Annotated in this window: 22 protein-coding genes, 3 pseudogenes and 1 riboswitch; of the genes and pseudogenes, 18 read left to right on the forward strand and 7 right to left on the reverse strand. The window is 69.2% G+C overall.

Going from position 1 to position 19,227, the window contains the following annotated elements; all coding sequences use genetic code 11:
• Position 1 precedes the first annotated feature (1 nt).
• A complete protein-coding gene (locus ACTWPV_RS47200) occupies positions 2-535 on the reverse strand; it encodes a VOC family protein (protein WP_443156849.1) in 534 nt (177 codons plus the stop codon).
• Positions 536-619: 84 nt separating this feature from the next.
• On the opposite strand from ACTWPV_RS47200, the pseudogene ACTWPV_RS47205 reads away from it, so the two are divergent.
• Positions 620-739 (forward strand): annotated as a pseudogene (locus ACTWPV_RS47205) (hypothetical protein); the annotation flags it as partial.
• A gap of 335 nt (positions 740-1,074) precedes the next feature.
• Here the strand turns inward: ACTWPV_RS47205 and ACTWPV_RS47210 are convergent.
• Complete coding sequence (locus tag ACTWPV_RS47210) at positions 1,075-1,500, reverse strand: hypothetical protein (RefSeq protein WP_443156850.1); 426 nt, start codon at positions 1,498-1,500, stop codon at positions 1,075-1,077.
• Between the two features lie 392 nt (positions 1,501-1,892).
• On the opposite strand from ACTWPV_RS47210, the gene ACTWPV_RS47215 reads away from it, so the two are divergent.
• From ACTWPV_RS47215 to ACTWPV_RS47235, 5 genes are all read left to right on the forward strand, one after another.
• Positions 1,893-2,840, forward strand: coding sequence for an NADP-dependent oxidoreductase (locus tag ACTWPV_RS47215; RefSeq protein ID WP_443156851.1), 948 nt, complete (start codon positions 1,893-1,895; stop codon positions 2,838-2,840).
• 17 nt (positions 2,841-2,857) lie between these two features.
• Positions 2,858-3,334, forward strand: a complete 477-nt coding sequence (locus ACTWPV_RS47220) for an ester cyclase (protein ID WP_443156852.1) — start codon at positions 2,858-2,860, stop codon at positions 3,332-3,334.
• On the forward strand, positions 3,331-4,023 hold the full coding sequence (locus tag ACTWPV_RS47225) for an alpha/beta fold hydrolase (protein WP_347648609.1): 693 nt from the start codon (positions 3,331-3,333) through the stop codon (positions 4,021-4,023). The genes ACTWPV_RS47220 and ACTWPV_RS47225 overlap by 4 nt, the downstream gene beginning before the upstream one ends.
• 40 nt (positions 4,024-4,063) lie before the next feature.
• A complete protein-coding gene (locus tag ACTWPV_RS47230) occupies positions 4,064-4,996 on the forward strand; it encodes an LLM class flavin-dependent oxidoreductase (RefSeq protein WP_347648608.1) in 933 nt (310 codons plus the stop codon).
• Between the two features lie 79 nt (positions 4,997-5,075).
• Positions 5,076-5,735, forward strand: coding sequence for a TetR/AcrR family transcriptional regulator (locus ACTWPV_RS47235; protein ID WP_443156853.1), 660 nt, complete (start codon positions 5,076-5,078; stop codon positions 5,733-5,735).
• Positions 5,736-6,186: 451 nt separating this feature from the next.
• Here the strand turns inward: ACTWPV_RS47235 and ACTWPV_RS47240 are convergent, their stop codons facing one another.
• The 3 genes from ACTWPV_RS47240 to ACTWPV_RS47250 all read right to left on the reverse strand — a co-directional run bounded on the left by ACTWPV_RS47240 (position 6,187) and on the right by ACTWPV_RS47250 (position 8,443).
• Complete coding sequence (locus tag ACTWPV_RS47240) at positions 6,187-6,579, reverse strand: hypothetical protein (protein ID WP_443156854.1); 393 nt, start codon at positions 6,577-6,579, stop codon at positions 6,187-6,189.
• Positions 6,533-7,288, reverse strand: coding sequence for a hypothetical protein (locus tag ACTWPV_RS47245; protein ID WP_443156855.1), 756 nt, complete (start codon positions 7,286-7,288; stop codon positions 6,533-6,535). Before ACTWPV_RS47245 ends, ACTWPV_RS47240 begins: the two co-directional genes overlap by 47 nt.
• A 573-nt stretch (positions 7,289-7,861) precedes the next feature.
• Entirely contained in the window at positions 7,862-8,443 is a 582-nt protein-coding gene (locus tag ACTWPV_RS47250; protein ID WP_443156856.1) for a TetR/AcrR family transcriptional regulator, read from the reverse strand.
• 93 nt (positions 8,444-8,536) lie between these two features.
• Here ACTWPV_RS47250 and ACTWPV_RS47255 point away from each other — a divergent pair, with 93 nt between their 5' ends.
• From ACTWPV_RS47255 to ACTWPV_RS47310, 12 genes and pseudogenes are all read left to right on the forward strand, one after another.
• Positions 8,537-9,400 (forward strand): NAD(P)-dependent oxidoreductase, encoded by an 864-nt coding sequence (locus tag ACTWPV_RS47255; RefSeq protein WP_443156857.1) that lies wholly within the window; start codon positions 8,537-8,539, stop codon positions 9,398-9,400.
• 88 nt (positions 9,401-9,488) lie between these two features.
• The gene (locus tag ACTWPV_RS47260) at positions 9,489-9,887 is read left to right on the forward strand and encodes a hypothetical protein (RefSeq protein ID WP_443156858.1); all 399 of its coding nucleotides are present in this window, start codon (positions 9,489-9,491) and stop codon (positions 9,885-9,887) included.
• Positions 9,888-10,072: 185 nt separating this feature from the next.
• Positions 10,073-10,408, forward strand: a complete 336-nt coding sequence (locus tag ACTWPV_RS47265; protein ID WP_443156859.1) for a carboxymuconolactone decarboxylase family protein — start codon at positions 10,073-10,075, stop codon at positions 10,406-10,408.
• A gap of 13 nt (positions 10,409-10,421) precedes the next feature.
• Positions 10,422-10,805, forward strand: coding sequence for a DoxX family protein (locus ACTWPV_RS47270; protein ID WP_443156860.1), 384 nt, complete (start codon positions 10,422-10,424; stop codon positions 10,803-10,805).
• A 377-nt stretch (positions 10,806-11,182) separates the two neighbouring features.
• A complete protein-coding gene (locus ACTWPV_RS47275) occupies positions 11,183-12,433 on the forward strand; it encodes an FAD-dependent monooxygenase (RefSeq protein WP_443156861.1) in 1,251 nt (416 codons plus the stop codon).
• Between the two features lie 218 nt (positions 12,434-12,651).
• Positions 12,652-13,551, forward strand: coding sequence for an RNA polymerase sigma factor SigJ (sigJ, locus tag ACTWPV_RS47280; protein WP_443156862.1), 900 nt, complete (start codon positions 12,652-12,654; stop codon positions 13,549-13,551).
• Between the two features lie 104 nt (positions 13,552-13,655).
• Entirely contained in the window at positions 13,656-13,952 is a 297-nt protein-coding gene (locus tag ACTWPV_RS47285) for a hypothetical protein (protein ID WP_443156885.1), read from the forward strand.
• Between the two features lie 146 nt (positions 13,953-14,098).
• Complete coding sequence (locus ACTWPV_RS47290; protein ID WP_443156863.1) at positions 14,099-15,517, forward strand: MFS transporter; 1,419 nt, start codon at positions 14,099-14,101, stop codon at positions 15,515-15,517.
• Positions 15,518-15,555: 38 nt separating this feature from the next.
• Complete coding sequence (gene soxR, locus ACTWPV_RS47295) at positions 15,556-16,047, forward strand: redox-sensitive transcriptional activator SoxR (RefSeq protein WP_443156864.1); 492 nt, start codon at positions 15,556-15,558, stop codon at positions 16,045-16,047.
• Positions 16,048-16,179: 132 nt separating this feature from the next.
• A riboswitch (ZMP/ZTP riboswitch) is annotated at positions 16,180-16,272 on the forward strand.
• Between the two features lie 69 nt (positions 16,273-16,341).
• Positions 16,342-17,002: pseudogene (locus ACTWPV_RS47300) on the forward strand (dihydropteroate synthase).
• Positions 16,989-17,174 (forward strand): hypothetical protein, encoded by a 186-nt coding sequence (locus tag ACTWPV_RS47305; RefSeq protein WP_443156865.1) that lies wholly within the window; start codon positions 16,989-16,991, stop codon positions 17,172-17,174. Before ACTWPV_RS47300 ends, ACTWPV_RS47305 begins: the two are co-directional and overlap by 14 nt.
• A gap of 72 nt (positions 17,175-17,246) precedes the next feature.
• Positions 17,247-17,378 carry a hypothetical protein gene (locus ACTWPV_RS47310; RefSeq protein WP_443156866.1) on the forward strand — a complete coding sequence of 44 codons (132 nt, stop codon included), beginning with the start codon at positions 17,247-17,249 and terminating at the stop codon, positions 17,376-17,378.
• A gap of 199 nt (positions 17,379-17,577) precedes the next feature.
• On the opposite strand, the gene ACTWPV_RS47315 is transcribed toward ACTWPV_RS47310, so the two are convergent.
• Positions 17,578-18,570 carry a threonine ammonia-lyase gene (locus tag ACTWPV_RS47315; protein ID WP_443156867.1) on the reverse strand — a complete coding sequence of 331 codons (993 nt, stop codon included), beginning with the start codon at positions 18,568-18,570 and terminating at the stop codon, positions 17,578-17,580.
• A gap of 248 nt (positions 18,571-18,818) precedes the next feature.
• Positions 18,819-19,037 (reverse strand): annotated as a pseudogene (locus ACTWPV_RS47320) (NADPH:quinone oxidoreductase family protein); the annotation flags it as partial.
• Between the last annotated feature and the right edge of the window lie 190 nt (positions 19,038-19,227).

The following is a 19,227-nucleotide window of genomic DNA, read 5'->3' on the forward strand; positions in this document are numbered from 1 at the left end:
CTTATCCGGTGCCATCAGCACCGGGGTCGGCCAGCTTGACCATCGTATCGAGCAGCGTCGTGTAGACAGTGCTGGGTTCAGCGGATTCCTCCCAGCTCGACTCCTCCGCGGCCACCGGACTGGTTTCCGCCGCCGGAAAGAACAGCCACCACAGGTTGTGCCACGGGTCGAGGAACCGGGCGATACCGTACCCGCCGTAGAAGGGAGACGCCGGAGTGACGACGGTCGCACCGCGTTCGACCGCTCTGCGCATCGTCTCCTCGGGGTCGGCGACGTACACCTGGGTCAGGGCCGGGGTGAACGGCCAGCCGGCCTTACGGTCAGCGACCATGAGCAACGAGTTGCCGAGTTTGACTTCGGCGTGGATCAGCGTTCCGTCTCCGGCGTAGAAGTCAGGGGTGCGGGCTTCCTCCCGCTCAGTCCCATCAAAGACAACGACGAGGAAGTCGATGAAAGACGCGGCTCCGTCAACGACAACGAATCCGTTAACGGTGTTCTCACCTCGGGGTTCGGGATCTTGCTTAGTCATCTCCATGCCGCGAGGCTAGAGAGAATTGCGGTCTGTTTCTTGCCGCGATAACCGGCCCAGACGACGCCCTGCCGGGTCCAGCTCGCTGGCGTGGATCGTGCTTCTCGCGGTCCGGACTGGCGGGACCAGCTGCTGACCGAGCAGATCCGCCGGCGCCACCGGGCCTCCGATGAGTTCTACGGGGTGCCGCGCATCCACGCCGATCTGCGCGAGCTGGATGGGGTCCGGGTGGGTCGCAATCGGGTGACCCGGGTGATGCGGGTGATGCGGGCCGCCGGGTTGGCCGAGGTGAGCAGGCGCAGAGGCTGCCGCACCACCATCGCCGACCGGCAGGCTGTCGCCCCCGTCCCACCTGGTGAAGCGAAAGATCACCGCGGCCGAGCCGAACCGGGTCTGGACGGCCGACATCACGTACGTTCCGACCTGGCAGTGCTTCGTCTGTCTGGCGGTGGTGCTGGATGTGTTCTCCCGCCGGAGCTGATCGTGCAGGTTGGCGTAGGAGTCCGATCCGGTCACCGCGATGTCGCCCGAACGCAGCTCGGCCGTCAGGTAGGAGAACACTCAGCCTCCAAGAGGCGGTGCACCGGCGTCCCGGGACGGTTCTCATCCCGCAGGAACTTCACCGCCTCCAGCACGCTGCGCTCGGGGGTGCCGGCTTCCAGCTCGATCGCCTCCTGCGCCACCGTCCGCGCGGCCGCGTCCAGCTGCCCGGTCACGGTCTGGAAGAACCCGGTGTTCACCTCCGTGCGGATCGTCTCCTCGGCGACCTGCCGGACTCGGGCCGTGTCGTGGACCACCCCCAGCCGCTTGCGGACGAACGCTCGATGTCGGCTGGCCGACATCGGCGCCGCTCGCCGCAACTCCACCTCGTCGGCCAACCCCAGCGCACCGCGAACGTGCCCGACCACTACCGCCGGAACTTCCCAGACCTTCGGGAAGTACCCGAGCCGCTGGTATGACTTCAGCCACACCGCTCACGCCACAGATGGTTCTCATCCTGCGTCCGGCCACGCGCCCACTCGATCTCGGCCGCTATCGGCGTGAACGCCTCCGCCGGCTCCCGCGCCGACGCCAGCCTGGCAAATCCCGGGCGCGCAGTCCGATCAGCCGAGTTCACCCGTAACCCCCAAGGCCACCACCAACACGACGACGATCGACCGTCAGGTTCCGCGGTGTCCCTCGGCCGTTCCCCGAAAGGGCGCACAGGGCTGTCGTAGGCGGCGATCGGAAGCACGTAGGCCGAGGTCTGCGCGCCGACGGCACGCCCGTTGCCGATCCGATGCGCCTGGGCGGGCTGCGCGCGCATTTACATACATGTGGTATGTATGTAATCTCCTGAGGGATATTTCCTGGAGGAACGCTTATGCAGGCGATACAACAATCGGCGTGGGGCGACACCGAGACCATGGCGCTGGTCGAGGTGGCGAAACCGGCGCCGGTCTTCGGCGAGGTGCTCGTCAGGGTCGTGGCGGCCGGGGTCAATCCGGTGGACGTCTACACACGCCGCGGGCAGGCGTACAACCGGGTGCTCGACCTGCCGTTCATCAATGGCTGGGACGTCGCCGGGGAGGTGGTGGAGACCGGCTACGGCACGCCCCGGTTCCAGCCGGGCGACAAGGTTTTCGGAATGCCGTGGTTCCCCCGCGCGGCAGGCGGCTACGCCGAGTACGTCACCGCCCCCGCCCGTCATTTCGCCCGTATGCCGGAGGGCCTGGCCTTCACCGAGGCGGCGGCGCTGCCGCTGGCCGGCCTGACGGCGTGGCAGATGCTCGTCGAGGTCGCCGCCCTCGCCCCCGGACAGCGGGTTCTGGTCGCGGGCGCGGCCGGAGGCGTGGGGCACCTGGCGGTCCAGATCGCCAAGGCCCGCGGCGCGCACGTGACCGGCACCGCGAGCGCCGCCAAACACGCCTTCGTCCGCGGACTGGGCGCGGACGAGGTGATCGACTACACCACGGCCGAGGTGTCCTCCTTGGTGCGGGACGTGGACGTCGTCATCCAGATGTTCGGCGGCCGGGCGGTACTCGCGACGCTGGAATGCCTGCGGCCGGGCGGCGTCCTGGTCAGCGGCCAGGCAGCCTGGACTCCGGGGTTGCACGAGCGTGCCGGCGAGCTCGGGGTGCGCGCCGTGGACTACCTCGTCGACCCCGACGGGGCGGGGCTCGGCGCGCTGGCCGAGCTCGTCGCCGGCGGGCGGCTCAAGGTGCATGTCGACGCGGTGTTCCCGCTGGCGCAGGCGCTCGCGGCCCACGACCGCATCGCCGACGGCCACACCACCGGCAAGATCGTGCTCGCCGTGGGTGAGCCCGCGTGAGACGAGGAGACACGGAGATGTCCGAGAAGCACGTCACGCCGACCGAGGTCGTACGGGCCTACGCACGGGCGAAGAGCCGTGCCGACATCCCGGCGGCGATGCGGTTCTGTCACCCGGACGTCGTCTTCGAGACGATCGCCTTCCGGGCCGTCGCGACCGGCTGGGACGAGGTCGCCCGGCAGAACACCGCGTTCCTGCGCACCTTCCCCGACTACGGCGTGGAGTTGGAGTACCTCGTCGAGGCCGGGGAGCTGGCCGTCGGCGCCGGGACGGTCCGGGCCACCATGATGGAGAGCCTGGTGGGGATCGAACCCACGGGCAGGTCCTTCGCACTGCCGTTCGCCTGCCACTGGACCGTGCGGGACGGGCTGATCGCACACGAACGGTTCTTCTTCGACTTCCATCAGATGTGCGAGCAGCTCGGACTGTCCACCGAGGCCGCGGCGGCACAGTTCACCGCCTGGCGCGAGCGGGCGGAAGAGGCGGCGCGATGACGACGTACGTGCTGGTTCATGGTGCTTGGCACGGCGGCTGGTGCTGGCGCCGCGTGGCCGCGCGGTTGCGGGAGGCCGGGCACGAGGTCCACACCCCGACGCTGACCGGCCTCGGTGAGCGCGCCCACCTGGCGGGGCCCGAGATCGGCCTGCGGACGCACGCTGACGACGTCCTGGGCCTGCTGAGGTACGAGGATCTCCGGGACGTCGTGCTCGTCGGGCACAGCTACGCCGGTCTCGTCGTGCGCGAGGCCGCCGACCGCATGCCGGAACGCGTCTCCCGCATCACCATGGTCGACGCCTGGGCGGGCCGGGACGGGGAGTCACTGGACGACCTGGCCCCCGCCTTCTTCCGCGACTGGATCGAATCGGTCACCGTCGACGGCCTGATCCCGCCCGCCCCCGCGGCCACCGTCGGCGTGACGGAACCGGACCAGGTCGCATGGCTGGAATCCAAGCTGACGTCCCATCCGCGGCGAACATTCTCCGAGCCGGCCCGGTTGTCCGGGGCCGTCGACGCGATCCCGTGCCGCGCCGTGCTCTGCACACCCGGTGGCCCCATGCCGTTCGCTCGGATCGCCGACGAGCACGGCTGGGCGGCCACGGTCCTGGACGCCGGCCACGACGCCATGGTCATCGCACCGCGCGCCCTGGCGGACGTCCTCCTGCAGGACGCATGCGGCTCCTGACCCGATGCCAGGAACGAAATCCCGTGCAGAAAGGTGCGACGTGGCCGAGGTGAAGATCGGTTACCTGTTGCCGACCCGCGACCGTGCCGCGGGCGGTGACGACGACCTGGCCCGGCTGATCGAGCTTGCCCGCCACGCCGACGTCCTCGGGTTCGATTCCGTCTGGACCGGAGACAGCCCCCTCACCCGGCCCCGCGCCGATCCCCTGCTCCTGCTGTCCGCTGTCGCCGTCGCCGCACCGCGGCTCACGATCGGCACCGCGACGATGCTGCCCGCACTCCGGCATCCGATCCTGGTGGCGCACCAGCTCGCCACGCTGGACCGGCTCGCCGGCGGACGGCTGATCGTCGGGATGGGAGCCGGATTCCCCACCGCCGGCACCCAGGTGCAGTTCGACACGATCGGCGTCCCCTTCCGGACCCGCTTCAGCCGTCTCGAGGAGTCGATCGAGGTGATGCGGCGGTTGTGGAGCGGTAAGGACGTGTCGTTCACCGGCCGGCACTTCGACTTCAGCGGGGTCACTCTCGCCCCCGCTCCGGCCCGTCCCGGCGGCCCGCCGATCTGGCTGGCGGGAAGCGGCGAACCCTCCCTGCGGCGGGTGGCCCGCCTGGGCGACGGCTGGTTGCCCTATCCGCCCGACGTCGCCGACTACGCTCGCGAGCGGGCGGCCGTCCACCGGCTGGCGCCCCGTCCGGTCACCGCCGCCCTGTACGCGACACTCTGCCTTGACGACGATCCCCAGCACGCGCGCACGCTCCTGCGCAAGAGCATCGAGCGCTACTACAACGCCCCGTTGGAGACGGTGGAGAGAATCCAGGCCATGTTCGCCGGCCCTCCGGCGGACGCCGCCGCCTGGCTGAACCACTACATCGGGGCAGGGGCCAGGCACCTCGTCATCCGCCTGGCGGCCGGCGACCACCACGCGGCCGTGGAACGGTTCGCCGCCCGTGTCCTGCCCCTGCTCGATGTGTGAGGGCGACCGGCCACGGCTCGTCCGGGACGGCGGCGCCGCGTACGTTCTTCTATCCTCGGTTCAGATCGGGAGGATAAGGGTGACAACGAACACAAGCGCGCGCCGGAGCCAGCAGGAACGCACCAGGGCGACCACGGGCGCCCTGGTCGCGGCGGCGCGCGAGCTTTTCATCGAGGAAGGTTTCACCGCCACCTCCCTGGACGCGATCTGCGCCAGGGCCAAGGTGACGCGCGGCGCCTTCTATCACCACTTCAGCAACAAGGAACACATCTTCCGCGAGGTCTACGCCGCCGACCAGAAGGAGCTCGGCGCCACCGTCCTGCAGGCGTTCCGAGCCCAGACAGATCCATGGGACGGAGTGTTCGCGGGCTGCCGCGCCCTGCTGGAAGCGTCCTTGGAACCCGCCGTCCGCCGGATCACCCTGCTGGAGGCGCCGGGCGCGCTCGGCTGGTCCGCCATGCGCGACATCCAGGCTGGATGCAAGGACCAGATGCGGCGCGGGCTCGCCATCGCGGTCGAGGCCGGGTGCATCTCCGAACGGCCGCTGGATCCCTCCACCTCGCTGCTGTACGGCGGGATCTGCGAAAGCGCCCTCGACATCGCGCGCGCCACGGACCAGCGTGCCGCGCTGGACGACTGCCTGACGGAACTCCGCCGGGTGCTCGCCGGCATCTCCGGCCGTTCGACCGCGGGCTGCGCCCACAAGGAGCCTTCCGGCACTGCCGTTCCGCCTACCTGACCATCGATGACCTCGACCGCGAAGCCGACTCGCGCAAGACGATGCGGCTGCGCGGCCGCATCCTCGCGGCGGCGCGCAGCGCCGACTGGAACAGAACCGCAGCCAAGGCCGCCCCTCTCGTCGACCTGGGCGCACGGCACACCGACGCCGCCTCGTTCGTGAACCTCTTCGTGGCCGCCGAAGGCCACGACGCGGACCTGGCCGAGGAGGCGGACGTCGACACGTCTTGGCTCCAATGCCGTTTAGATAGGAAAGGATCATGGTCTCGCCTGTGTGGTCGATGGCGTGGGCAAGAGTGCGACCGTCGGTGGTCCTGCGTATCGGATGCCTTTGTCGGAGGGGCGTCGCTCGCGGTAGCTGCTCGTGCGAGAGCGTTTGACGGCTCGCGGGCAGGAACGGTGGCGGCGGTGCGGGTCAGCGTGCATAACGCCCAGTGCGTGAGCAGGAAGGCTCAGATCTCCTGACAGGCCAGCTCGGGGGTGCGGGAGCGCAGGATCCGGCCCGGCCCGCGCAAGTGCGTCTTGAGCTGATCGATGCCGGTTTCGGCCTCCCAGCGATCATGGTAGCAACGGGCCAGCTCTTCGGCGGTGGCCTCAGCCGGGTCGAGGATGCTGGTGATCAGCTGGATGTGCTCGCCCTTGCGGTCGGGCACGGTGTAGTCGACCACCCGGACGATCACCGCATCGTCGGGATCGAGGTCTTGGCCCTGGCGGGCGGCCTCGCGCAGCCGGTCCTTCTGCGATCGGCGCAGGCCGGTGGGTTGGGTGATGACGGCGAGCCAGGACCCGTCGGCCAGGTCACGCAGCCAACACGGGCGAAGCCCGGCCTGGACACGCCACAGCAAATGCGCGCCACTGCGAAACCATGGCGAGCAAGCTGGGAAGCCAGAACGCCAGCCCGGCCGCGATGGTGATCGCGAAGACGGTCCACGGACTGGCCGATGTGGCCGGGAGGAGGGGGCGGCGGAATCGAACGGACAGGAACGCCGCGATGATCAGCGTGGCGGCCGTGATCAGCGTGCAGGTGATCTGAGCGGCCGACAGCGGGTATATGGCAGCCGGACTTGCCAGGGCGATGGGCACCGCGCCGCCCAGCAGGAACAGGACGGCTGACACGGTGAGGCCGACCTTGCCGAGCCAGGGGGTGTCCGGCCGGCGTGAGCCCGCCTCCACGATCGAGATCGGCACCGCGATGCTCCACACCCCATGGATGGCCAGAACGAACACGGTCCAGTAGGCGCCGATGCCCAGCGCCGGGATGAACCCGTAGTCGGCCTTCAGCTCGGCGATGAACTCTCGGGGGTCCAGCGGTTTGCGCAGCTCGGCGTAGTTCTCCACGCGGCGGGCCGCGAAGTCCTTGGGCAGGTCCTCCTCCGGGTCACGGAAGGAATGGGCGCCGACCATCCAGATCTCCTTGCACCGCAGCGCGTCGCGCAGAGCCTGGAAGGTGACGATCTCGTACACCATCCGCACCACCCGTCGGGGGCCGCGCTTGTCGTTCCTGAACACCGGCTTCTCCCAGTCGCCGGCGGTGCCGCGGTGCTCGGGCACCACTTCGCCGCGCGGATAGTAGGTGGTGTTGCCGGCCTTGGCGTAGCAGCGAATCAGCTTCAGCGCCTCGATCGCCAGCTGTGTTGTTGCTCCTGAACTCCAGGGTGGCCAGCAGCGCGATCAGGCCACGCCGGTAGTGATTGGTGTAGGAGGCGCGCAGCGTGGTCTGCACCGTGGTGCGGTAGGCCGGGCCCTTGGTCTTGAACTCGTGCACCAGATCGCGCAGCGTCTGCTCGCCACCGCTCACGGCCGGAAGATGACCGCGCGGACCGGATCGTCGGGGTGGCCCAGGGCGGTATCGGCGACCTTGAGCCGTCAAACGCTCTCGCAAGAGCAGCTACCGCGAGCGACGCCCCTCCGGCAAAGGCATCCGATACGCAGGGCCACCGACGGTCGCACTCTTGCCCACGCCATCGACCACACAGGCGAGACCATGATCCTTTCCTGTCTGAACGGCATTGGTCTTGGCTCACCCCTGCACGATCTCGTACGGCGGGCGGCCGCGGCCGGTCACGGCGAGCACAGCATCACGGCTCTCACCGAGGTGTTCAAGATGCCGGGTGAGGGCGGCCCGGCTCAGCGGTAGGAGTCGATGAGCCGGGCGAGGTGCCGACCGGCGATCTCCAGCGGCGCCTCGCTCTGCGCCACCTGTGCCGACAGCTCCGCGCCCTCCAGCAGGTTGATCACAGTGTGCGCGAGGTCGTGCGCCACGTCGGCGGCGAAGCCGGAGCGCTCCAGCTTCTCGCGGACCAGCCTGCGCCAGTTTTCGTAGGCGTCCTCCGCGGCCTGCTGGATCTCCGGCTCCCGGCCTGCGCTCTCCAGCGCCGTGGTGGTGACCGGGCAGCCGTCCAGCCACCCGGACTCGCGCAGCCCGCTCGCCAGGTCGCGGGTGCAGGCAACCATCGCGGCGGCGGGGTCGTCGTCCCGATCGAATGCGGCCCGCAGGAACTCGGCGAACTCACGGTCGCCGTGCCGGACCGCCTCGATCGCCAGCTCCCGCTTGCCGCCTGGGAAGAAGTGGTAGACCGAGCCCAGGGTGGCCTTGGCCTCCTGGGAGATCTGCTTGAGACCGGTCGCCTCGTATCCCTGTCGCTGCATCAGGCGAGAGGTGGTCCGGACGATCCGCTCCCGGGTGCCGAGCTCGTGCTGGGTTCGCATGGTTCCCATCGTACTGGATAGAGCGTTCGTTCTAATTACCTGCTACGGTCGTTACTAGATAGAGCGTTCGTCCTAGCGATGAGGAGTATTCAAATGGAGTCCGTGACCGTGATCGGGCTGGGCCCGATGGGCCATGCCATGGCCGCCGCCTACCTCGACAACGGCTACGAGGTGACCGTGTGGAACCGCACCGCCGGAAGGGCCGATGACCTGGTGGCGCGGGGCGCGAAACGGGCGGAGTCGGCCGGTGCCGCGCTCGCCGCCAACGAGCTGGCGGTGCTGAGCCTGACCGACTACGACGCGATGGACGCCATCCTGGCGCAGGCACCCGAGGCCGCGCTGGCCGGCCGTACCCTGGCCAACCTCACCTCCGACACCCCGGACCGGGCCCGCCGGGCGGCCGCGTGGCTCGCCGAGCGCGGGGCCGTGCAGATCACCGGCGGCGTGGGGGTGCCCCCGCCGGGCATCGGCACGCCGGGCGCGATGACCTACTACAGCGGGCCGAAGGACGCGATCGAAGCGCATCGGGCCGCCCTCGAGGTGCTGACGGGGATCGACTACCTTGGCGAGGACCAAGGGCTGGCCGCGCTTTACTACCAGATCGGGATCGACATGTTCTGGACGGCGCTGGCAGGCTACCTGCACGGCCAGGCGGTCGCGGAGGCCAACGGCATCTCGGCGGCCGACTTCCTGCCGCGCGCGGTGCAGACCCTGGACCTCCGCTATTTCCTTGAGTTCTACGCGCCGCGCATCACTGCGGGCAACCACGAGGGGGACACGGACCGTATCTCCATGGGCGTGGCGAGCGTGGAACATGTACTGAAGACGACGCGGGCGTCCGGCGTGGACGGCTCGCTCCCGGCCGCTGTCCTGGAGCTCTTCCGTCGGGGCGTCGCCGCAGGCCACGGTGGGGACAGTCTCACCAGCCTGATCGGCGTGCTGCGGCAGCAGCGCTGACGGCACACCGGCCAGGCCCGTCGTGGCGCGCTCAGCGGACCTGGTCGTAGTGTGGCGATCTCGCCCAGCTTGTCGGCTTCCTGGTGGGGTGAGCGCCCACTTCGTCGCCGGCGGGCCGTCGTCGAACGGGCGCCCGCCGTCGGCGATCTCGGGGAAGATCATGAAATGTGGCGCGGACACTGCCTGGCGGGTGCGCTGGTCGGCCACCGAGCGTGCTCTGATCGCGGTGCACGAAGAGAGCGGCTACTGCGAAGCGACCGGCCCGGCGATCGATGCCCGCAACCGTGACGACCGCTGGCTCTGCCAGCTGCCCGAGGGCCATTTCGGCGCCCACAGCTGGCAGATGCCCAGCATCACCACCGGCAGCGTCCCGTCGTCCACCCTGCCGCAAACGCATGCTCGAGCGACCCCTTCGACACCTACGGCGGAGGGGTCCCGTCCGTGCCTGGCATTCAGTAGAAGTCGTGCTGCCCCGTATGCCCTTTGAAGAGCATGCACAGCTGCGGGTCCTCGATGTCGGCGGGATCTTCGCTGGGGGCGTTCGCCTGTGCGCCCCCCGGTAGATGGTCGTCGTCCAGGACGGAGAGACGCACGTCACACTTGGCTGCCGTCACAGGTCGCCGGGCTGTTCTGTCTGAGAGGAGCGACAGGCAAACACGCTGGGAGCTCACCATGGATGCTCGTTTGAACCTCTTCGGCAACCAGGTTGCAGGCAAGTCCCTGAAGCAGCTCGTCGCGGCGGGCAAGGTGCTCGCGGACTCGACGCTGCCGGCCGCGACGCGCGAGCTGGTGATGCTCCGCGCCAGCCAGATCAACGGCTGTGCCGTCTGCCTTGACATGCACACCAAGGACGCCCTGCACGCCGGGGAGAGCAGCCCGCTGGTGACTACCAGCCCGGCCGGCACGGATAACGAGCACGGCGCTGCCGGACGCTGTCTCGCGTCAGTCGTCCGGCCGTGCACCGATCGCCGCTCCGGTTCCAGAACCGGATTCCCCTACAACCCGTAAAGGAAGAGCTCTCATGAACCTCGCCCTGTGGATCTGTGCCGGATTGCTGGCCGTTGTCCTCCTCACCGGTGGCGTCGGCAAGCTGATCGTCCCTCGGGAGAAGATGGCCGCCATGCGCGGTGCGGGTTGGACCGCGGACTTCAGCGCCGGGTTCCTGAAGGTCCTCGGGGCCATCGAGGTCCTGGGGGCGGTGGGGCTCCTGCTGCCCGCCGTGACCGGTATCGCGCCGGTTCTGGTGCCGGTGGCGGCGGTCGGTGTGGTGGTGCTGATGGTCGGTGCGATGGTCACGCACCTGCGCCGTGGTGAGGTCATGTCGGCTGCGGGGAACCTGGTCTATCTCGCCTTGGCCGCCTTCGTGGCGTGGGGTCGCTTCGGCCCCGCGTCCTTCATCGGCTGATCGGGGTGCAGCCAGGGGCCGCACGTCGACATCGTGGACAAGACCGTGGACAAGACCGTGGACAAGACCGTGGACAAGACCGAGGACGGGGCCGAGGGCGGGGCGGGGATAGCCGCAAGGCCGACGCAACCGGGCGGCCGGCGTATCGGCGGGTGTCAGTGGGCGCTACCGGATCAGAGTGTCTCGGCCGATGTCCGGGTCCGAGCGCAGTTGCTCCCGTTGGTCCTCGGAGAACGCGGGTCGACGTCGCCCTCATTCACCACCACCGGTCAGGACTGTACGAACCGTGGCGGAAGTGATCGGCAACGACACATTCCCGCATCAGCGCAGGCCAGGCATTGCCCTTCCGGGCAGGCACCCCCGCAAGGAGGAAGTTCATGGACGTAACGAACGACAGTGGCCGCCGAGCTCTGGTGGTCGGGCTGGGTATCAGTGGGATCGCGGCAGCGCTGCGGCTACGGCAGATCGGCTGGAAGCCGGTCATCATCGAGCGGGCTGCCGGGCGGCGCTCCGGTGGGTACTTCATCGCGCTGTTCGGCGCCGGCCGGGCCGCTGCCCAGCGCCTGGGCATCCTGGACAGGCTCACCGATCGCGGTGCGGACGGGGCCGCCTACGACGTCAACCGGGTCGGCAGGCGCCGCGCCGGGCTGGGTTTCAAGGATTTTCCCGGCCGGCCGTGGATGATGACACGAGGAGACGTGGAAGCGGCCGGTTTCGCCGCGCTGCCGTCCGATGTCGAGATCCGTTACACCACTGTGCCGACCAAGATCGAGCAGGACGCCGACGGGGTGAACGTCACGATGGCCGACACCGCCGGCGGGACCCCGATGACCGAGCGCTTCGATCTGGTCGTCGGCGCGGACGGGCTGCGCTCCACGGTGCGGCAGCTGGTGTTCGGGCCGCACGGGAACTACCTGCACCGGATGAACTACATGGCAGTCGCCTTCCAGCTGCCCAGCGCGATCCCGGGTCACGACCAGACCGATTCGGTCATCCTGGCCGAATCCCGGCGGTCGATGTGGATTTTCCCGTTCAAGGATCGTCCGCCGACCGTGTTGCTGAGTTACCACACCGACGATGTGGATGCCGAGTTCACCCGGCCGAAGGCCGAGCGGTTGCGCGAGGTGTTCGGCCCGGAGCCGGCAGGCCCGGCCTTGGGCGCGGTGCTGGACGCGCTGGAGTCGGCCGAGGATGTGCTGTTCGACTCGGTGGAGCAGGTGCACATGGACAGCTGGCATCGCGGCCGGGTGGTGCTCGTCGGTGACGCGGCCTGGTGCGTGACCCTGTATGCGGGGATGGGCGCCTCGACCGGGATGGCCGGGGCCGACCTGCTGGGCACCATGCTGGCCCGCCACAGCGACAGCGTGACCGAGGCCCTGACGCGATGGGAGCAGCAGTTGCGCCCCTCCATCGGTTACCTGCAGGGCAACGGGATGCAGATGCGCAGCCTGTTCGTCCCGGCCACCCGTTTTGAACTCGCACGGCGCAGGATAATGCTGCGGGTGAGCAAGATGCCGGTGACCTCCCCGTTATTCCTTTGGTGGCGGACCAGGGGCAAGGCGGCACGGATGAAGGACGTGGACTTCGCTCACCCCGCCCCGGCTGCGCCCGTCCGTGTCCCCGCCTGAGGGCACGATCGATCGGTGGCACGGCCTTGGGGCCGGCGGAACAAAGCGACCAAGCCGCCCGGAGTCCGGGACCCGGCCACCATGGACAGCCATTCGAGCAGACAGGTGCGAACCGCGAGGTGCCGAGGGTGTCGAGGCCGTGGGCGGGCAGGCAGATGGGCTCCGCGAAGAGCCTCGATACGCGAGTGGGGAAGGGTCGTATGTCGGGTTCAACGGATGTGAAAGAGGCTGTCGGTTACCGGCCGCTGCTGTTTTCCATCGCCTACGGGATGACCGGATCCGTGGGCGATGCCGAGGACATCGTGCAGGACGCGTTCCTCGGCCTGAGCCGGGCGCACCAGGAGGGGACTGTGATCGTCAATCCGAAGGCGTACCTGACCACGGCGGTGACGCGGCTGGGCATCAACTACCTGAGCTCGGCGCGGGTGCGGCGGGAGACCTACGTCGGTGACTGGCTGCCTGAGCCTGTCGTCGTGCCCGCCGACAGGCCGGGGCCGGCCGAGCAGGCCGAACTGGCCGACTCGCTGTCGATGGCGTTCCTCGTGCTGCTGGAGGCGCTCTCGCCGGTGGAGCGGGCGGTGTTCATGCTGCGTGAAGTGTTCGGGTACGGCTACACGGAGGTGGCGCGGATCACCGGCAAGAGCGAGGTGAACTGCCGGCAGATCTTCGCCCGCGCCCGGCAGCGCATCGCCGCCGGAGGGCAGGTGGCCGACAGCACGCCGCCCCGCGAGCGACGGGCGGAAGGCGAGAAGCTCGCCCGCAGGTTCTTCGAGGCCGCCGCGGGCGGCGACATGGACGCGCTGCTCGGCATGCTCGCGCCAGACGTGGTGCTGCACGGGGACGGTGGCGGCAAGGTTCAGGCCTTCGGTAAGCGGCTGGCCGGGCGGCTGCCCGTCGTGCGGCTGCTCCTCGGTGTTTTCCGCCGGGCCGGGATCTTGGGGGTCTCCCTCCGGCCGGCCTGGGTCAACGGCCGGCCGGGCGCTGTCAAGTTCGACGCCGAAGGCCGCGTGATCGGCGTGATCGAGCTCGACATCGCCGACGGCGTGGTCAACGCGATCCACTCGGTGGCCAACCCGGACAAGCTTGCCCACATCGGAATGAAATCAGATAGGGCGTGAGTGCCGGAGGAACCATCTAGGGATGTCTTGAAGATCTTGCTCGGCATGAGCCGGCTCACCCTCTTGTCTGGGGTGGTCGGGGTGAGGGTCCAGGTGCCGCCGGTGTGGGTGAGTCCGAGGTTGATGAGGCGGTGGATGTTGAGGGCGGCGGCGCGGTGGTGGAGCCGATGGGCCTGATCTACACGATCGGGCGCAGCCCGTCGGACCATCGGCTGTTCGACGCCGAGACGCTGTGGTGCGTGCGCTCCGTCCCCGTAATGGCCGCCCACCACACCCGCGGGCGCCACGGTTCCGGCGACCACGACCTGCACCAGGGAAATGTACTGGAAGGTGGCAGGAGTTCCCAGATCGACGACGCCGTCGTGGAGGGGCCGTCACGAGAGCCGATGGCTCCGTGCTGACCAGCGCATTTGACCTCAACCACAGTTGAGCTGATGGGCTGCTCGCCAGAGTTTGAGGACCAGAGAAAGCGAGCAGCATGGACACCACTACAGACACCTCCCAGCCGCCGCCCACAGCCGACCGGCCGTCTCCGCTGACACTCCCGGTGGTCCTGGTCGGTGTCGTCCTCGTGGCGATGTCCATCTCCGGGACCGCGGTCGCGCTGCCAAGCATCGGACGCGATCTCGATACCTCGGGGGCCCCGCTGAACTGGGTTGTCGCCGGATACAACCTGGCCTTCGCGGCCATGACACTCATCGCGGGTTCGGCCGCCGACCGGATCGGCCGCCGGCGGGTGTTCATCGCTGCGGCGCTGGTCTTCGCGGCCGGATTTCTCGCGACGGCGCTGAGCCCGGCGATTATCGTCATCGACATCGCCCGCATCATCTCCGGCGCGGGCGGTGCCGGGATCATGGCCGCCGGCGGTGCCATGCTCGCCTCCAGCTATGACGGCGCGGCCCGCAACCGGGCCTTCGCCCTGATGGGCACCATGGCCGGAATCGGCATCGCCATCGGCCCCACCTTGGCGGGGCTGCTGATCGATGCCACGGGATGGCGGGGCGGTTTCGCGGCCTTCACGGTCGTCAGCCTGCTAGTCGCCCTGGGCGCGACCCGGGCCCGCGAGTCCCGAGCCAACGTCAGCGGCCCGGTCGACTGGGCGGGCAGCGCCTTGTTCGTCGCCGCGCTGTCCCTGCTCATGTTCGCGCTCCTGGAGGCGCCCGCGCTCGGCTGGCTCCACCCGGGCATCCTGATCAGCGGGATCGCCGGTCTGGTCGCCCTGGCCCTGTTCGGCCGCGTGCAGCGGCGCAGCCCCGCTCCGGTGCTGGCCCCTGCCTTGGTCGCCAACCGGGGCTTTATGGGCTGGAGTCTCGCGACCCTGACCACCTCGATCGGGTTCCTCGGCGTACTGGTCTTCCTGCCCACCTACCTGCAGGCGGCGGCCGGGCTGTCCGCCTCGGCGGCAGGGGTGGCGATGCTGCTGCTGACCGCGCCCGTACTGGTCGTGCCCATGGTCGCCGTGACTCTGGTGAACAAGGGCGTGTCGGCTCGCTTGCTGATCGTGATCGCTCTGGCGCTGGTCGTGGCCGGGAACCTGTGGCTGACGGGGCTGAACGCCGACCACGCGGTCACGGCAGTCGCGGCACCGCTGGTGATGATCGGCGTCGGCATGGGAGCCTCCTTCGGCATCACCGACGGCCAGGCCATGGCTCTGGTCCCGGCCGACGCCGTCGGCATGGCGGCCGGATTCCTCAACACCCTGCGGGGCGCGGCCGAAGCTCTCGTGATCGCCGCATTCAGCGCCTCCCTCGCCGGGCTCCTCGCCGCGAAGCTCGGCGACACAGGCCGCGCCGCCGCAGTCGGTGCCGGACGCCTCACCAACGGGGCCGAAACCGAGGAACTCGACGCGTTCACCTGGTCCTGGCACCTGACCCAGTTCGGTGTCGGGCTACTCTGCCTCGTACTGTCGATCGTCGTGGTCACCCTGATCCGCGGCCGCGCCGCGACGTCTCGAGGCACTGCCTGACCCCACCGCTGTCTCGATCACGACGAAGGAGAGATACCGTGCGCGCCAGTCCGGACGACCACCTCACCATCGGTGAGATCATCCGCCGGACCGGTATGCCCGCTTCCGCCCTGCACTTCTACGAACGCAAGGGCCTGATCTTCAGTGAACGCGGCAGCGGCAACCAGAGGATCTTCTCCCGGCACATGCTTCGCCGGATCTCCTTGATCATCGTGGCCAAGCGCCTCAATATCCCGCTGTCGGATGTCGCCGAGGTCTTCACCACCCTGCCCACCGATCGAGCCCCCACCCACAAGGACTGGCAGCGGGTCTCCCGCATCTGGAAGAAGCAACTTGAGGAACGGCGCCGAGCCATCGAGTTCCTCGAACAGGAGCTCACCGGCTGCATCGGCTGTGGCTGCCTGTCGATGAAGGCCTGCCTGCTCCTCAACCCCGACGACGCCCTCGGCGGCCAGGGCCCCGGCCCGGTACGGCTTCAGGAGCCCAACGTCACCCTTCCGGACGGACCATCCACACGACGAGCTACGTGATCAGAGGCGGCAAAGGGGGGCGGGGACTGCGCGTCGGTGCTCTCGATCGCCGGCGGCTGACCCTGCCCCGACTCGCTCAAGCAAGGATGAATACCTCCAGGCACCTGCCTACGCGCAATCTGGGCTACAGTGATCTCGGGTCGTGACTGGCGTGTCGAGATGGAATGAACCATCGGGGAGCGGCCCCATCACGGTGATGCAGCGCCGGGCGCCTGGGTCTTCAGTATCGGAGTCGGAGGTTCCGTCGTGGCCCGGAGTTCGGTCGTCCCTTCTGCTTCTCGTGTCCGGCCTCGGCTGGTCGGGATCGTCAACATCACCGCGGATTCGTTTTCCGACGGCGGCAGATTCCTGGCAGCCGACGACGCGTTGGCGCACGCGCGGCGGCTGCGCCTGGACAGGGCCGACGTCATCGAGCTTGGCGCGGTGGCCAGCAACCCGGACGCTGAACAGGTGCCGGTGGAGGAGGAGCAACGGCGGCTCGGCGGTGTGCTGGAGCCACTGGTTGCGGAGAACGTACCGGTTTCGGTGGACTCCTACGCGTCCCCGACGCAGCGTTTCGCCGCCGCGTGCGGGGCGGCCTACCTCAATGACATTCAGGGTTTCCGGACCCGCGCCGGTACGAGGAGCTGGCCGCGACCTCATGCCGGCTCATCGTCATGCATTCGGTTCGGCGCATCGGCCCGGCCACCAAGGTACTGACTGATCCGGAGACGGTATGGGCGGGTATCGAGCGCTTCTTCGCCGAGCGGCTGGCCGCGTTGTCGCGCCCTCGCGCAAGTCATTCCTGCGCGAGCTGACCGGACGCGACCTGGACCGGATCGGCTCGGCCACGCTGGCGGCCGAGCTGTACGCGGCCCGGCAGGGCGTGGACTTCATCCGCACCCATGATGTCGCCGCGCTCAGCGACGCTCTGGCTGTGCTCGCCGCCCTGGAGTCCGCTCATGACCTGCCGTGAGAGCCAGGCGAAGCCGCCCAACGCCGAGGCGATGACCGACACTCCGCCCGCCGTCACCGACCACCTGGTCTCCGCCCTGCTTGGCCATCTCACCGAACCCCAACGGGCGGAACTCACCACCATCATGGCGACCGAGAACCTGCGGGCCAGAACCTTCCCCACCCTCTCCTGACCACTCAACCCTTCAAGGAGCACTGCGAGGTTCGCGGCTGCCGGTGATGCACGGTTCGCCTCTGGTCCCCGCTTGGAGACGGCCTTCCTCGCCGACAGGAGCGTACTCGACCAGCACGATCCCGGGATCGGCCCGTTCGGCATCGTCGAGCACCGCTATCCGTGCCTCTCCGATCCGCGCCGCCGGCACCAGCGTGCACAGTGAGACCCGTCCCGGGCTGGGACGGGCCCCGCGCCGATAGGCGACCACGGCCGGTCCCAGCGCCAGCGCGTAAGGGTGCGGATCGGCCAGTTCGTCCAGATCGAGCCTGCTGAGCAGATCCCCCCGCGCCTTCCGGACGGCTGGCCCAACCCGGCTCGACAACCGATGAGCGCAGTACTTCACGCCCCTGGATGAGCAAGGGTCAAACCCCGTGGATGGGAGCCACACCGATCCAGCGGTGATAGGCGTCCACATCGACGTTGCTGCCGCACACGATGGTGACGACGTGCCGGCCGGCGAAGCGGTCACGGTCTTCGAGGATCGCCGCGACGCCGAGCGCGGCAGACGGTTCGACGACGAGGCCGGCGTGGTCGAGGAGCATCCGCATACCGGCGATGATCGACGCCTCCCGGACCAGGACGGCGTCGTCGGCGACCAGGAGGAGGTCGTCCAGAACGGCCGGGATGGGACATCGGCCGGCGACGCCGTCGGCGATGGTGTCGGTCGAGTCGGTGGTGATGACGCGCCGCTGGTGCCACGAGTGCGTCATCGCCGGTGCGCCCAGCGGCTGGACGCAGATCACCTCGACGCCGGGCGCCAATGCCTTAAGCACATGACCCACCCCGGTGGCCATCGCCCCGCCGCCGAGAGCGATCAGGACGGTGTCGAACGGCGCCGCGGTGTCCGCCAGGGCGTCCACCAGTTCCAGGCCGATGGTCGCCGCGCCCTCGCAGGTCTCGATGTCCAGGCTGTCTTCGACGAGCCGGATGCCGTCGTGCCGCGCGATGGCCGCCGCCCGCTCGCGCGCCATGTCGAAGTCGCCGTCCACCAGCTCCAGCCGAGCGCCCAACGCGCGGATGCGATCAAGCTTGGCCACGGGCGCGAACCGGGAGGCCACAACGGTGACGTCAAGCCCCCGGCCATGCCCGGACCACGCGAGTGCTTGCCCAAGATTGCCCGCGCTGGCGCACACCGCGGCCCCCGAGCCCTCGTCGGCCAGCAGGCTCGCAACCAACTCGGTGCCACGCCCCTTGAAGCTGCGCACCGGGTTTGCGGTTTCCAGCTTGATGCTCACCGTGCACTCGAGACCGGGCTCCAGCGCCTGGCAGCGGTACAGCGGAGTATCGAGAAAAATCGGGTCGATCATCCGGCGAGCCGCCCGGATCCGAGCAGTGTCGAGGCGCGTCTCCTGCATGACACAGCAGCGTAGTGCCGCGGGCGCTGTTCCATTCGGGTGGACGCCTGGCGACCTCGTACCCCCATGAAAGGTCTGCGGCGTTGGAAGAGATGCTCGCCGCGGCAGGCCATCACGTCGGTGTAGCCGACCCCGGCTGGCCAACACCTGACACCAAAGGCGGTCCGCTGTCACGGGCGCCGGATGACCTTGCCGACGGTACGGCGGGCCACCAGGTGTGCCAGCGCCCCCTGCCACCTCCTCATACCGGCCCCGATGTCCAGGCCGAGCACCAGTTCGCGCTTGCCAGGGGTGGAGGCCGTGCCGATTACCCGGCCCGCGCCGAACTCCCTGGCGAGCTGCACTGCCAGATGGCCCACGCCTCCGGCCGCGGCGTTGATCACAAGGCTCTCACCGGGCTCGAACCGCGCCGCCGTACGCAGGAGGTGCCACGCGGTCAGCCCTTGAACCAGCAACGCCAGCGCCGCGCCGGGCCGGTGGTCGGAGATGACGGGGTGGTGATGTCGATGGTCGGGCACGGGCTCGGGGCCGCGATCGTGCCGCGGCTCTCGACGGTGGGTGCGCCGCCCAAGGTGGCCACGGCCGTGCTGGGGACGACGCGCCGTTGCGGCACGTGGGCTATGTGACGACGCCTGAGCTCGTCGGGTCGGTCGTCGT

The sequence above is a fragment of the Nonomuraea sp. KM88 genome (assembly GCF_052245635.1).
Classification (GTDB): domain Bacteria; phylum Actinomycetota; class Actinomycetes; order Streptosporangiales; family Streptosporangiaceae; genus Nonomuraea.

Bases quoted from the DNA above. Each gene is read 5' to 3' on its own strand.
- ACTWPV_RS47200 (WP_443156849.1), bottom strand. From the start codon at position 535: ATGGAGATGACTAAGCAAGATCCCGAACCCCGAGGTGAGAACACCGTT.
- ACTWPV_RS47215 (WP_443156851.1), top strand. From the start codon at position 1,893: ATGCAGGCGATACAACAATCGGCGTGGGGCGACACCGAGACCATGGCG.
- ACTWPV_RS47220 (WP_443156852.1), top strand. From the start codon at position 2,858: ATGTCCGAGAAGCACGTCACGCCGACCGAGGTCGTACGGGCCTACGCA.
- ACTWPV_RS47225 (WP_347648609.1), top strand. From the start codon at position 3,331: ATGACGACGTACGTGCTGGTTCATGGTGCTTGGCACGGCGGCTGGTGC.
- ACTWPV_RS47250 (WP_443156856.1), bottom strand. From the start codon at position 8,443: ATGCGAACCCAGCACGAGCTCGGCACCCGGGAGCGGATCGTCCGGACC.
- ACTWPV_RS47255 (WP_443156857.1), top strand. From the start codon at position 8,537: ATGGAGTCCGTGACCGTGATCGGGCTGGGCCCGATGGGCCATGCCATG.
- ACTWPV_RS47265 (WP_443156859.1), top strand. From the start codon at position 10,073: ATGGATGCTCGTTTGAACCTCTTCGGCAACCAGGTTGCAGGCAAGTCC.
- ACTWPV_RS47270 (WP_443156860.1), top strand. From the start codon at position 10,422: ATGAACCTCGCCCTGTGGATCTGTGCCGGATTGCTGGCCGTTGTCCTC.
- ACTWPV_RS47275 (WP_443156861.1), top strand. From the start codon at position 11,183: ATGGACGTAACGAACGACAGTGGCCGCCGAGCTCTGGTGGTCGGGCTG.
- ACTWPV_RS47305 (WP_443156865.1), top strand. From the start codon at position 16,989: ATGACCTGCCGTGAGAGCCAGGCGAAGCCGCCCAACGCCGAGGCGATG.
- ACTWPV_RS47315 (WP_443156867.1), bottom strand. From the start codon at position 18,570: ATGCAGGAGACGCGCCTCGACACTGCTCGGATCCGGGCGGCTCGCCGG.